Genomic DNA, 13,654 nt, shown 5'->3' on the forward strand with positions numbered 1-13,654 from the left:
CCGTCACTACTTGGCCGCCTTCTGGGCGCCCTCGACGGCGGCCTTCCAGGCTTCATCGGAGCTCTTGCCCTGCTCGACCGACAGCAGAGCCGGGCTGAACACCGTCTCCTGGATCTGACCGTCGGCCGGGCCCTTGTACTGCGCGGCCTTGATCTTCTTGGCCTGCGTGGCGAACAGCGCGCCGGCCTTCACGTCACCGAAGTAGGCGTTGGTCTGCTCCAGCAGCTCGGGCGCGTCGAGCGCCTTGACCTGGCTGGGGAAGGTGCCCTTGGCCTTGAACGCCTTGATCTGCTGCTCGGGAGCGGTCAGCCAGGCGGCGAGCTCGGCGGCCTTCTTCGCGTTCTTGCTCTGCTTCGGCACGGTCAGGTACGAACCGCCCCAGTTGCCGCCACCGTTCGGGAACGCGTCGGTGACCGCCCACTTGCCCTTGTTCTCGGGGCCCGCCTGCGACTCGACCACGCCCAGCATCCAGGAGGGGCAGGTCTTGGTGGCGAACTTGCCGAGCTTGAAGCCGGTGTTCCACTCGTTGCTGAACGCGCCGAGCCGTGCCGACTGTCCCTTCGCGACGGCCGCGGTGACCGTGGTCCAGTTCTTCTTGATGTCGGCGTTGGTGTCGACGACCAGCTTGTCGGACTTGTCGTAGTAGCCCGTCTCCAGCTGGTTGTGCATCGCGTTGTAGACCTGCGCGGCGCTGTCGAACCACGCGACGCCCGGGACCTTCGCGATGAACTGGTCACCGGCGGCGAAGTAGCTGTCCCACGTGGCGAAGAGCGCCTTCACGCCCTCCGGGTCGGACGGCAGACCGGCCTGCGCGAAGAGGTCCTTGCGGTAGCACATGGCCAGCGGACCGATGTCGGTGCCGTAACCGAAGAGCTTGCCGTCCTTGCTGATCGCGTCGGTCTTCCACTGCAGCCAGCGGCCGTCCTCGATCTTCGGACCGATCTCCTTGAGATCGTTGAACTGTCCGGACTTGGACATGAACTGGCTCAGGTAGCCCTCTTCGACACCCTCGATGTCGGCGAGGCCGGAGCCGGCGCCCAGCTTGGTGAACAGGTTCTGGTGGTGGGGCTGGCCCTGGCCGGTCTTGCGCTGCGTGATCTTGACGTCCGGGTGAGCGGCTTCGTACTCCTTGAGCAGGTCTTCGTAGCCGAACTCGTTGAACGTGGCGATGGTCAGTTCGGTCTTGCCGTCTGCCGACTGACTGGCCCCGCCTGATCCGCACGCGGTGGTGGCGGCGGCGGACACGGCGGCACAGATCAGCACGCTGACCCAACGGTGTCGCACGGGAGAACTCCTCTGGTCTCGGCGGCGGGTTCTGGGAGCGCTCCCAGATGCGGAGGAGTGTCGTACTGGCTTCGAACGTGTGTCAAGACACACTCCGGGGTACTCCAGGCGTTTCCGGGCTGCGGAAACCTGGTGACCTCGTGATTCATGGCTCAGGTCACAGTTGTGAAACCTGGGAGCGTTCCCGGAAACGTGACCTTTGGGTTAACAATCCGTGCCGGGGTCGGCACGCAGAGCGCCACTCACGAGGGGCCGCGCCGATCGCGCGGGGGAGGAAACGGGAAGTCGCTTTTGTCCGGCTTCAGGCGCTTTCGCGGCGCACCAACGACGTCGGCAGCAGCAGTGACGGCGGCAGTCCGTCCTCGCCGGCGAGCTCGCCCAGCAGGCGCCACGTCATCGTGCGGCCGAGCTGCTCGACGTCCTGCCGCACGGTGGTGAGCGGCGGGGTCGCGGTCGACGCCAGCAGCGAGTCGTCGAACCCGACCACGGCGACGTCCTGCGGCACGCGCCGGCCGCGGGCGTGCAGCACCTGGAGCACACCCAGCGCGATGATGTCCGCCGCGACGAAGACGGCATCGATGTCAGGGGCTCTGTCCAGCAGTTCTTCCATCGCTCGCGCGCCGCTCTCCGGCGTGAAGTCGGCCTCGGCGACGAGGTCCGCGGACAGCCGCGCCTCGCCCAGTCCCCGGCGCCAGCCGCTGAGCCGGTCGAGGCCCGCCGCCATGTCGCGCGGGCCCGCCACGGTCGCGATCCGGTGGCGCCCGAGCGAGACGAGGTGCCGCACCGCGTCGAGCCCGCCGGTGAAGTTGTCCGAGTCGACGAACGGGACGGACGTCGTGGCGAGGGGACGGCCGCCGACGACCACCGGCAGGCCGATCTCCTGCAGCTTGCGCGGCAGCGGGTCGTCGCCGTGCAGGCTCACGAGCAGCGCGCCGTCGACGTGGCCGCCCGCGAGGTAGGCGAGGAGGTCGTCGTGGTCCTCGGGGAGGCTGAGCATCAGCAGCAGCTGGATGTGGCGTCCCGCCAGCTCCGCGTGCACGCCGCGCATCACGCCGGCGAAGAACGGGTCGCCGAGGACCCGGCCGCTCTGCTCGGAGACGATCAGCGCGAGGGCGTTGGACTTGCTGCCCGCGAGCGAGCGCGCCGCCTGGTTCGGGCTGTAGCGCAGGTGCGTGATGGCCGTGTGGACGGCGTCGCGCGCCTTGGCGCTCACGTACTGCTCGCCGTTGATCACCCGGGAGACCGTCGACTTCGAGACGCCCGCCAGCCGCGCGACCTCCTCGATGCGCGGGCCGGGTCGTCGGTGCCGGTCGATCTCCGTCATGACGCCATCGTAGAGCCGTGAGAGCGCGTTCCCGGCACGCCGCTGTACCGGGAACGCGGCTTGGGGTCGGTGCGGGACGCCTGAGCGCGCAGAACGTCCCGCCCCGAGGTCCGGTCAGGGCTCGGCGCCCCACACGAGGGTGCCGCCGGTGTGCGCGGTCACCCGGTCGAAGTCGGTCAGCGCGGTGCCGACGCGGTAGCTGTGGTCGTTGGACTGGTCGAAAGTGGACCAATCGGACTTCGCGGTCCGCACCTGGATCTCGCCGGTGCTCGCTCCCGCGGCGAGGCTGCCGGACGGGAACGACACCTCCAGGTACGCGTCCGCTCCCGTACGCGGTGTGGTGAGCCTCACCACCTGCACCCGGACGTTCGCGCAGCCCGTCTGTGCCCAGTCGCACCACACCTGGTAGGTCGGCGACGGCGCGTCGCCGGTGAACCAGTACCGCAGCGTCGTGGTGGCGAGGCTGACCGGCGCGGTGCCGCGGTTGGTCAGCTGGAGCGTCGCGCCCACCTGGTTCGTCGTGACCGCGCCGGAGCCCTTCTGCTGCACCGACAACGTGCCCACCGCGCCGGGAAGCGTCCGGACTGCGACGGGGGAGCCGGCGGCGGAGACGTTGCCCGCCGCGTCCTTCGCGCGCACCGAGAGGGAATAGGACGTGTCGGGCGTCAGGCCGGTCAGCAGGAGACTGGTCGTGCCCGACGTGCTGAGGACCGCGCTGCCGTTGAGGACCTCGTAGCCGGTCACGCCGATGTTGTCGGTCGACGCGGTCCAGCTGAGCGCGACGCTCGTGCTGGTCGTGCTGCCGACCGTCAGTCCACTCGGGACGGACGGCGCCTGGCCGTCCTCGACGCCACCGCCCGGCTCCGAGCCCCACACGGTCCTCGCGTCCTGGCGCAGCACGATCCGGTCGGTCTGCAGGACGGTGTTGCCGGTGCCGAGTCCGGTGTGGGACCAGTCGTTGGACGGGTCCCACGTGCCCGCGCTGGTGATCCGGAACTGGACCTCCTTGCGGTACGCGGACTGCCCGGCCGGCGCGACACCGGTGCACGGGATCTCCACGTAGTACACCGAGCCGCGGTACTGCGCCGGCGCACTGGCGGCGCCGCACTGGTTGTAGTTCGTGGTGACGCTGATCTGGCTCGGCGTCGTGGTGCCGTCGAGCGTGAAGTAGTAGCGCAGGCTGCCGTTGAACGTCCGCGCGGGCCACGCGCTCTTGTTGAGCACGAACGCCTTGACCTCGGTGAACTGGGTGGCGCTCTGGTTGACCGACGCCTGCACGGTCAGCTCGGGACCGTCGGGCGTCTCGGCCACCGGGAAGTTCGCCAGCGCGGTGCCGCCGAACTCGCCGTACAGGCGGGCGAGGGCGCTGGTGAAGCCCGCGTTGTAGTCGAGCGCGACCTCGTTCATCACGTAGTCGCTGCGGCTGTCGGTGTAGGCGTCGTTGTTGGTGCTGGGGCCGCCGACGAGCGCGCCGTAGAGCACGTGCCGGCTGACGGCGGGTTCCTGGATGCTGTCGGCCCAGGAGCCGTGCGCCGTGCGGTGGTGGGGGTTGCGCGGCGGGTTGGCGCCGAAGCCGACGACGTAGCTGGCGTTGCGCGGGTTGTCGCCCAGGGCGTAGTTGATCTGCCGAACGCCGAAGTCGTGGTAGGTCTTGGCCCTCGTGGTGTCGCGGGTGGACAGCCAGTCCGAGTAGGTGAGGGCGGCGAACGCCGTGTTGGCCGCGTAGCGCAGCGAACCCCAGCTGTCGAGCACGGCCTGGCCGCCGGGGGAGTAGCGCACCCGGTTGCCGTTGTAGCCGGTGGTCCAGAAGTCGAGCCAGCGGTTGGCGTCGGTGACGTAGGTCTGCTCGCCGGTCAGCTTGGCCATCAGGACGTAGGCGCCGTAGGACTTGTCGTCCCAGGCGATGGTCCACTTGTAGGAGCGCTCGGTGCTCTGCTGTTCGGTGCTGAGCTTCTGGTACTCGGTCTTGGCCTTGGCGAGGTAGCTCGCGTCACCGGTGGCGCGGTGCAGCCAGATCGCACCCCACACCAGCTCGTCCTGGTAGCCGCTCCACGAGTTGTAGAAGCTGGAGGCGTCGGTGATGCAGGAGCTGTACTTGCCGCGGTAGGTGTCGGCGAACGAGTAGAGCTGCTTGGCGTGCGTGAGGAGCGTGGCCGCGTAGGTCGGGTCGGTCTCCTTGAAGACCATCGACGCCGACGCCATCGCCGCCGCGTACTCGCCCGCGAGGTCGGAGCCGGGGCAGGAAGCGTCCACTTTGTACGAAGGGCGGGCCATCGGCATGACCTCGGCCGAGCCCCACCAGGCGTGGTCGGGGTTGCCCGCGCCGACCTGCCCGTAGACGACGTTCGGGGACGGGTGCGCCTTGATGATCCAGTCGGTGCCGTGCCGCAGGTTCGCGAGCAGGTGGGGGAGCTGGCCGGAGCCCGTGTAGGCGGCGCGGTTCTCGACGGCGCCCCAGGCGAGCATCGACATGCTGAACGCGAAGGGCAGCCCGAACTTCACGTGGTCGCCCGCGTCGTAGAAGCCGCCGGACAGGTCGAGCCCGACGTCGGAGCCGTCGCGCAGCGCGGAGTCCGCCCGCCAGCTCACCCGGTTGGTGTCCGTGAGGTCGCCCGAGCGCTGGGCGTCGTAGAACCAGATCGACTTCTGCAGCGCCTCCGCGTAGTTGAACGCGGGCGCGGCGGCCGAGGGGGACACCAGCGGTCCGGACAGCGCCGCGAGCACCGCGGCGAGGACGACCGGCACAGCTCTCGAGATGCGCACGTGAGCCTCCGATGACTGAGCTCCACAAGACTGGGAGCGCTCCCAGATTGGCGACTGTAACGGTCATGAAACCGAAATTCCGCTCCTGTTCGACAATTCGACTGAATTGCATGGGACGCAACGCGGTTTTCGACCTCGTTTCGACCACGGTTCGACGACGACCTCGGCCGATTCGACGCGTTCTTCCTGCCGCACAACGAGGTGGTTACAGTGCCGAGCGACCTGGGAGCGTTCCCAGAAATGCGGAGGTGGATCATGAGCGGACGGCGCGGCGCGGCGCTGTTGGCGGCTTTCGTCTCGGTGGCGGCGAGCATCGGGCTGGCGGTGGCGGCCCCGGCGGTGGCGGCACTAGGGTGCAAGGTCGACTACGCGGTCCCGAGCCAGTGGCAGGGCGGGTTCACGGCGGCCGTGGCGGTGACCAACGTCGGCGACCGGGTGGACGGCTGGCGGCTGACCTGGACGTGGCCGTCCGGCCAGCAGGTGAACCAGGCGTGGAACGCGACGGTCACGTCGTCGGGCGGCCAGGCCACGGCGGTCGACGCCGGCTACAACGCCGTGATCGAGACGAACGGCACCGTGTCCTTCGGCTTCAACGGCAGCTGGTCGGGCACCAACACGGCGCCGACCTCGTTCGCCCTCAACGGTGTCACGTGCACCGGCAGTCCCGGCACGGACCCGACGACGACCACGACCACCACCACGACGACGACAACGGGAACCCCTCCGCCCGGCGACGCGATGGCGCAGGTCGCCGCGATGCAGCCGGGCTGGAACCTCGGCAACACGCTCGACTCGACCGGGAGCGACGAGACGTCGTGGGGCAACCCGCGCGTCACGGAAGCGTTGCTGGACAACGTGAAGGCGCAGGGCTTCAAGAGCATCCGCATCCCCGTCACGTGGGGCCAGCACCAGGGCGCCGCACCGAACTACGCCATCGAGGCGGCGTACCTCAACCGCGTCAAGGAGGTCGTCGGCTGGGCGCTCGCGGACGGCTTCCAGGTGATGGTCAACATCCACCACGACTCGTGGCAGTGGATCTCGGCCATGCCGTCGGACCGCGCGAACGTCCTCGCCCGCTACAACGCGATCTGGACCCAGCTCGCGGCCGCGTTCAAGGACTCCCCTGCCAAGCTCGTGTTCGAGAGCGTCAACGAACCGCAGTTCACCGGCAGCTCCGGTGACGCCCAGAACGCGCAGCTGCTGCACGAACTGAACGCGTCGTTCCGCACCATCGTGCGCGGCTCCGGCGGCGCCAACGCGACCCGCCTGCTGGTGCTGCCGACCCTGCACACATCGTCCGACCAGGCACGCCTCGACGAGCTGGCGACGTCGATCAGCGGCTTCAACGACCGCAACATCGCGGCGACCGTGCACTACTACGGATACTGGCCGTTCAGCGTCAACGTCGCGGGCGGCTACCGCTTCGACGCGACCGCGCAGAAGGACCTCACCGACTCGTTCGACCGCGTCTCGGCCACCTTCGTCGCGCGCGGCATCCCGGTGATCCTGGGCGAGTACGGGCTGCTCGGGTTCGACCGGCACACCGGCACGATCGAGCAGGGCGAGAAGCTGAAGTTCTTCGAGCTCTTCGGCTACTACGCGCGGACCAAGAAGATCACGACGATGCTGTGGGACAACGGCCAGCACCTCGGCCGCACGTCGTTCCAGTGGAGCGACCCGGAGCTGGTCGCCCAGATCAAGTCGAGCTGGACCACCCGCTCCGGCACCGCGTCGAGCGACCAGGTGTTCAACGCCAAGGCGAGCGCCATCACCGCCAAGACGATCACGTTGAACCCCAACGGAACCACGTTCACCGCCCTGCGCCAGGGCGGCACGGACCTGGTGCGCGGCACCGACTACACGGTCTCCGGCGACCAGCTCACCCTGACCGCGGCGGCGCTGACCCGGCTCAGCGGGTCCAGGGCCTACGGCACGAACGCCGTGCTGACGGCCCACTTCTCCGCCGGTGTGCCGTGGCGGGTCAACGTCATCACCTACGACACCCCGGTGCTGTCCGCCGCGACCGGGACCACGAGCGCGTTCGCCATCCCGACGAGCTTCCGCGGCGACGTGCTGGCCACGATGGAGGCCAAGTACGCGGACGGGTCGAACGCCGGGCCGCAGAACTGGACCCCCTACAAGGAGTTCGACGTGACGTTCGCGCCGGACTACACCGCCGGGAGGACGACGCTGACCCCGGCGTTCTTCGCCGAGGTCAACGACAACGCGCGGGTGACGCTGACGTTCCACTACTGGAGCGGCGCCACCGTCACCTACCACGTCACGAAGTCGGGCAGCACGGTCACCGCGACGCTGTGACCCCCAGTCCCCGGCGCAGCGCGTCGATCTCGTCGCCGGACATCCGGCGCGAGATCGCCGCGCTCTCCACCAGTGACGAGCCGTGGAACGTGCCGGGGTAGAGGCGCAGCTCGGTCGGCACCCCGGCGTGCGCGAGCCGGCGGGCGTACTCGAGGCCCTCGTCGCGCAGCGGGTCGTACTGGCAGGTCGTCACGAACGCGGGCGGCAACCCGGCCAGGTCGGTGGCGCGGGCGGGGGCGGCGTAGGGCGACACGTCCTCGCCGCCCGGCTCGGTGCCCAGGTAGGCGGTCCAGCTGTAGATCGCGTTGGGGCGGTTCCACACCGGCGTGTCGACGTAGTCGGTCATCGAGCCGGTGGCGAGGCGGTCGTCCAGCTCCGGGATGCCGAGCAGCTGGAAGCACAGCCCGGGGCCGCCGCGGTCGCGCGCCAGCAGCGTGGTCGCCGCCGCCAGCCCGCCGCCGGCGCTCTCCCCGGCGATGCCGATGCGCTGAGGGTCGACGCCCAGCTCGGAGGCCTTCTCTGCCAGCCACTTCAGCGCGGCGTAGCAGTCCTCGACGGGAGCGGGGAAGGGGTGCTCCGGCGCGAGCCGGTAGTCCACCGACACGATCACGATGCCGAGCTCGTCCGCGAAGCGCAGCACCTGGGCGTGGAACATGTCCAGGTCACCGAGGACGAACCCGCCGCCGTGGACGTACAGCAGACCGGGGACGAGACCGTCCCGGTTCGCCGGGCTGTAGACCCGCACGGGCACGTCCGGCGCGTCGGACGGACCGGGCACCGAGGTGTCCCGGACGTCGACGGGGGTGGCCGGCTCGTAGGCGGGCAGGAGGTCCTTCAGCTGCGACTGCTGGGTGCGCGCGGCCAGCAGCGCCTCGTAGTCGGGCAGCGCGACCTGCGGCAGCATGTCCAGCCAGGGCAGCAGTTCGGGGTCGACGTCGTAGCTCATGGGACGATCCTGGCCCCTCCCCGGCGACACGGGCATCCGACACGTGGCGGGCGATCCGACGCCTCCGCCCACCACCTGTCGGGGGCTATCGTGGCGGGATGAAGGGCTTGCTGCTGAGGTTGTCCGGGCTGGACGCCGACGCCGAGAGCGCCGTGCGGGTGATCGGGTTCTTCGACCGCCTGATCACCGAACGCGCCGGCCTCGACGCGCTGGTCCGCAGCACGTCCGAGCTCGCCGGCTGCCCGGTGGGGCTGCACGCGCCCGGTCAGGGCCTGGCGCTGCGGGCGGACTCCGGAGGCGCCGTCACGGCGGCCCCGGTACCCGCGCGGGCCTCGGTGCGCGCCCTGGAGGGTGGCGTGCGGGTCTGGGCGGCGCGCGAGGGCGAGCCCGCGCCGTTGGACGACATGCTGCTCGAACGGTTCGCGATCGCCGCCGCCGTGCTGCTGGAGCACTCCAGCGTGCCGCTGCCCGAGCTCGGCGACCCCGCCCTGGTCGAGCTGGTGCTGTCGGAAGGCGTTGGCACGGCGGAACGTTCGCGCGCCCTGCACCTGCTCGGCATCGCCGCGACGGCGCCGTTGCGCGTGCTGGCCGCGACCGGCGAGGTGCCGGGCCGGTCGGCGGTGCTGGGGTCGGTGCGGGCGGTGCTGAGCGCCGAGGTGCCCGAGGTGCCCGGACGGCTCGGCGTCGGGCCGCTGCTGCCCGCGATCGACGCCGCGGAGTCGTGGCGGGCGGCCCGCGCGGCACTGCTGTACACATCGGACGGTGAGCCGGTGGTGTGGTGGGAGAACCTGGGCGGGCTCGCCCTGCTCGCCTCGACGGGCCCCGCGGAGATCGCCGCGCTGCCGGACGTGCGCGCGCTGGACCGGCTGGCCGCGGAGCCGGGGATGATCGCGGCACTGGACGCGTTGTGCGCGACCGGGTCGGTGCGCAAGGCCGCGGTGGTGCTGCACCGGCACCACAGCACGATGACCACGCGCCTCGCCCGTGCCGAGGCGGTGCTCGGGTTCGGGCTCGACGAGGCGCCGGGGCGGTTCCGGCTGCACCTCGCGCTGATGGTGCGGCGGGTGCGCGACAACGGCGCACCGGAGTCCTGACCCCGGCACCGATGAGTTTCCGGCGGCGCGCCGGTCCACCCCGTCGCAGACCGACCGACCGACCGAAGGACGACCCCGTGCGGAAACTGATCTACGGCATGAACGTGAGCCTGGACGGCTACACCACCGCCCCCGACGGCGACCTGGGCTGGAGCGAGCCGAGCGACGAGCTGTTCGAGTTCTGGCTGGAGCAGGAGCAGGGCATCGAGCTGTTCCTCTACGGGCGCGGGCTGTGGGAGACGATGAGCTCCCACTGGCCGACCGCCGACCGGCTGCCGGGCGCCACCGCCGCGGAGATCGCGTTCGCGCGGAACTGGCGGGACACGCCCAAGGTCGTGTTCTCCTCCACGACGACCGAGGTCGACTGGAACACCCGCGTCGAGACCGGCGACGCGGTCGCCGAGATCACCCGGCTCAAGGCGGGGGAGGGCGGGCCGATGAGGGTCGGCGGCCCGACGCTGGCCGCGGCGGCGGTGCGGGCGGGGCTGGTGGACGAGTACGAGATCGTCACGCACCCGGTCCTGGTGGGCGGTGGCGCCCCGTTCCACGCCCCGCTCGACGGCTGGGTGAAGCTCGACCTGGTGGAGACGCGGACGTTCCCCGGAGGGGTGCTCCTGACCAGGTACCGCAGGCGCTGAGCGGGTGCGGTCGCGGGGCGGTCAGCCGCTGACCGGCGCCCGCCACAGCCCGACCAGCGCGTCGACCAGCCCGGTCGCGGCGTCGTGCCAGCTGACCCGCGGCGTCGCGGTGTTCTCCGCCAGGGCGCGCTCCCGTTCCGCGATCATGTGCACCACCAGCTGCCGCGCCATGTCGTGCCGTTCGGCCCGCACCTCCTCCGGCAGGTCCGCCAGGCAGGCGTTCAGCCCGGCCGAGATCCGCACCTGCGACGGCGACGACCGCGTCTCCTCGACGATGATCGGCCGCAGCGTCGGGTCGGTCATGACCTGCGCGCCGAACCGCGCGAACCACGTGGGGCTGCCGACGGCCTCCAGGTGCTCGGTGACGGGGCGGACCAGGCAGCTGAGCCAGTCGCGCAGGTCCGGGGCGTCGCCCAGTTCGGAGACCATGCGCTGCCGGATCTCCTCGACCTGCGCCAGGTGCTTGCGCGCGATGGCCCGCACCAGGTCGGCCTTGGTGCCGAAGTGGTAGCCGACGGCCGTGTTGTTGCCCTGGCCCGCCGCCTCGCTGACCTGCCGGTTCGACACCGCCAGCACCCCGTGCTCGGCGAACAGGCGCTCCGCGGCGGTCAGGATCAGCTCACGGGTGGCGTGGGCGCGTTCGGCCCTGGTGGGGGTGTCGACCTTGCTCATCACGCCACCATCTTCCTCTTGGAGCCGCTCCGGACATCACGGACATCATCCGGTCGCTCCAGGTTAAGTCAAGTGACTGACTTAGACTCGGGGTGTGCTCCTCGAAGAGACGCGTCCCGTGACGCGCCCGAACGTCGTCGTCGCCGTGCTCGCGATGGGCGGCATCGTCGTCTCGCTGATGCAGACCCTCGTCATCCCCCTGCTCCCGAGGTTTCCGCAGCTCCTGGGCTCGTCGCCGGGCGACACCACCTGGGTGATCACCTCCACCCTGCTGGCCAGCGCGGTCGCGACGCCCGTCGTCGGCCGCCTCGGCGACATGTACGGCAAGCGCCGCATGCTCGTCGTCAGCCTGGTCATGGTGGTCGTGGGCTCGGTGGTCGGAGCGCTGAGCAACTCGCTGCTGCCGCTCATCGCCGGGCGCGTGGTGCAGGGCATGGCGGTCGGCGTGATCCCGCTCGGCATCAGCATCATGCGCGACGAGCTGCCGCGGGAACGCCTCGCCGGCGCGACCGCGCTGATGAGCGCGTCGCTCGGCGTCGGCGGCGCGCTCGGCCTGCCCGCGGCGGCGCTGCTGGTCGAGCAGAGCGACTGGCACATGCTGTTCTGGACGTCCGCGGCGGCGGGTGTGCTGGCGCTGGTGGCGGTGCTGGTCTGGGTGCCGGAGTCGCCGGTGCGCAGCGGTGGCCGGTTCGACCTGCCCGGCGCGCTCGGGCTGTCGGTCGCGCTGGTGTGCCTGCTGCTCGGCGTGTCGAAGGCGTCCGCCTGGAGCGGCGGCGCCGTCACGGGCCTGTTCGCCGCCGCGGCCGCCGTGCTGGGCCTGTGGGGCTGGTGGGAGCTGAGGACGCCCCAGCCGTTGGTCGACCTGCGCACCACGGCCCGGCGCCAGGTGCTGCTGACCAACATCGCGTCGGTGTCGTTCGCGTTCGCCCTGTTCGCGCAGTCGCTGGTGCTGCCGCAGGTCCTGCAGCTGCCGGCGGCGACCGGCCACGGCCTCGGCCAGTCGTTGCTGGTCACCGGTCTGGTGCTGGTGCCCTCCGGCCTGGTCATGATGGCCACGGCACCGGTGTCCGCGCGCATCTCGAACGCGCGGGGGCCTCGCGTGACGCTGATCCTGGGCGCGTTCGTGGTCGCGGTCGGCTACCTCGCGGGCATCTTCATGCTGACCGCGATCTGGCAGCTGGTCGTCGTCTCGGCCGTGATCGGCGCCGGCATCGGCCTGGGCTACGGCGCGATGCCCGCCCTGATTATGGGCGCCGTGCCGACGTCGGAGACGGCCGCGGCCAACAGCCTCAACACGCTGATGCGCGCCATCGGCACCTCGGTCTCCAGCGCGGTGGCGGGCGTCGTCCTCACCCAGGTGGCCGCTCCTGGCAGCTTCCAGCTGATCATGGGCCTGGGGGCCGCGACCGCGCTGGCAGCGGTCGCGATCGCGGCCTTCATCCCCCCGGTCAGCCGAAAAATCGCGTGATCTCGCGGGCGACGACGTCCGGCTGCTCCTCGGCGAGCCAGTGGCCGGACCCGTCGACCCGCACGACCTCGAACCGGTTCGCGACGGCCGGCAACGTCCCCAGGAACTGGTCGTAGGACGACACCGAGGCGAGCCCCAGCACCGGCGGCACGAGCTTGCCGTAGGTCTTGCCGTCCGCGATGTCCTGGTGGAACGCCTGGTACCAGCCGTTGCTGGCGCGGATCGCCTCGGACGAGTCGTAGGCGCGCGCGTAGATCTGCCGCGACCGCTCGTCGATCGCGGCGGGCGTGAACGCGGTGTTGGCGAACAGCCAGTCGACCAGGTAGCGGAACCGCCCGGTCAGCAGCTGCTCCGGCAGCCGCATGACCTGGTTGAACGCAAACCACCACAGGCTGAAGCCGCCCGGCGGGGGCAGCAGCGGGATCTGGTAGAAGCTCTCGTCGGGGTGCAGCACGTCCATGAAGGCGACCTTCTCGGTCGTCTGCGGGAAGTTCGCGGCGAACGAGAACGCGACCATGCTCCCCAGGTCGTGCCCGACGACGTTGACCTTGTCGTACCCGAGCTTCTTGACGAGCTCGTGGATGTCGGTGGCCATGGTCTTCTTGTCGAACCCGCCCGCGGGCTTGCCCGACCCGCCCATGCCGCGCAGGTCGACCGCGATGACGCGGAACCTCGCCGCCAGCGCGGGCAGGACCTTGTTGTACAGCCACCAGGTCTGCGGCCACCCCGGCAGCAGCACCAGCGGCGCGCCCCTGCCGCCGGTGACGTAGTGCAGGCGCACCCCGTTGACCTGCGCGTAGTTGTGCTGGAAACCGGGAAGGTCGACCTCCCGGTGTTTCGAGGAGTCCGCCTCGGCCGCCCCCGCGGTCGCGGCGAGCGCGGCACCGGCACCCAGCGCGAAGGCTCTGCGCCTGTTCAGCTCCATGACCTCTTACCCCCATCCGTAGCTCGGCGCGGACATCCGAACAAGCGGCGCTCGAGCACGGCTGGAGATCGGGGGAGGAGCTGCGTCAGCCCAGTTCGGCGGAGTCCGTGAGCCGCAGCTTGCGCCGCGCCCGCTGGTAGAACGTCGTCATCCCCAGCCGCACCACGCGGGCGGCACCGGCGCGCCCCCGCAGTGACACGCGCTGGCCCGGTTCGACGTAG

10 protein-coding genes are annotated in these 13,654 nt (G+C 70.7%); 4 read left to right on the forward strand and 6 right to left on the reverse strand.

Going from position 1 to position 13,654, the window contains the following annotated elements:
• Window positions 1-6 precede the first annotated feature (6 nt).
• From VF330_RS32145 to VF330_RS32155, 3 genes are all read right to left on the reverse strand, one after another.
• Entirely contained in the window at window positions 7-1,284 is a 1,278-nt protein-coding gene (locus VF330_RS32145; protein ID WP_414675503.1) for an ABC transporter substrate-binding protein, read from the reverse strand.
• A 301-nt stretch (window positions 1,285-1,585) separates the two neighbouring features.
• A complete protein-coding gene (locus tag VF330_RS32150) occupies window positions 1,586-2,608 on the reverse strand; it encodes a LacI family DNA-binding transcriptional regulator (protein ID WP_330855461.1) in 1,023 nt (340 codons plus the stop codon).
• A 114-nt stretch (window positions 2,609-2,722) separates the two neighbouring features.
• Window positions 2,723-5,371 (reverse strand): glycoside hydrolase family 9 protein, encoded by a 2,649-nt coding sequence (locus VF330_RS32155; protein ID WP_330855462.1) that lies wholly within the window; start codon window positions 5,369-5,371, stop codon window positions 2,723-2,725.
• Window positions 5,372-5,626: 255 nt separating this feature from the next.
• Here VF330_RS32155 and VF330_RS32160 point away from each other — a divergent pair, with 255 nt between their 5' ends.
• The gene (locus tag VF330_RS32160; RefSeq protein WP_330855463.1) at window positions 5,627-7,690 is read left to right on the forward strand and encodes a cellulase family glycosylhydrolase; all 2,064 of its coding nucleotides are present in this window, start codon (window positions 5,627-5,629) and stop codon (window positions 7,688-7,690) included.
• Here VF330_RS32160 and VF330_RS32165 read toward each other — a convergent pair.
• Window positions 7,674-8,636 carry an alpha/beta hydrolase gene (locus VF330_RS32165; protein ID WP_330855464.1) on the reverse strand — a complete coding sequence of 321 codons (963 nt, stop codon included), beginning with the start codon at window positions 8,634-8,636 and terminating at the stop codon, window positions 7,674-7,676. The two genes, VF330_RS32160 and VF330_RS32165, sit on opposite strands and share 17 nt — an antisense overlap.
• A 98-nt stretch (window positions 8,637-8,734) precedes the next feature.
• Between VF330_RS32165 and VF330_RS32170 the strand changes: the two genes are divergently transcribed.
• Complete coding sequence (locus VF330_RS32170; RefSeq protein ID WP_330855465.1) at window positions 8,735-9,730, forward strand: helix-turn-helix domain-containing protein; 996 nt, start codon at window positions 8,735-8,737, stop codon at window positions 9,728-9,730.
• Between the two features lie 77 nt (window positions 9,731-9,807).
• Window positions 9,808-10,368: a dihydrofolate reductase family protein gene (locus VF330_RS32175; protein WP_330855466.1), complete on the forward strand. Its 561-nt coding sequence runs from the start codon at window positions 9,808-9,810 to the stop codon at window positions 10,366-10,368.
• A 21-nt stretch (window positions 10,369-10,389) separates the two neighbouring features.
• On the opposite strand, the gene VF330_RS32180 is transcribed toward VF330_RS32175, so the two are convergent.
• Entirely contained in the window at window positions 10,390-11,040 is a 651-nt protein-coding gene (locus VF330_RS32180) for a helix-turn-helix domain-containing protein (RefSeq protein ID WP_330855467.1), read from the reverse strand.
• 154 nt (window positions 11,041-11,194) lie between these two features.
• On the opposite strand from VF330_RS32180, the gene VF330_RS32185 reads away from it, so the two are divergent.
• Window positions 11,195-12,508, forward strand: coding sequence for an MFS transporter (locus tag VF330_RS32185; protein ID WP_330855471.1), 1,314 nt, complete (start codon window positions 11,195-11,197; stop codon window positions 12,506-12,508).
• Here the strand turns inward: VF330_RS32185 and VF330_RS32190 are convergent.
• Window positions 12,489-13,433, reverse strand: a complete 945-nt coding sequence (locus VF330_RS32190) for an alpha/beta hydrolase (protein ID WP_330855468.1) — start codon at window positions 13,431-13,433, stop codon at window positions 12,489-12,491. The two genes, VF330_RS32185 and VF330_RS32190, sit on opposite strands and share 20 nt — an antisense overlap.
• Window positions 13,434-13,654: the final 221 nt, after the last annotated feature.

This window comes from Lentzea sp. (genome assembly GCF_036380075.1).
Taxonomy (GTDB): Bacteria; Actinomycetota; Actinomycetes; order Mycobacteriales; family Pseudonocardiaceae; genus Lentzea.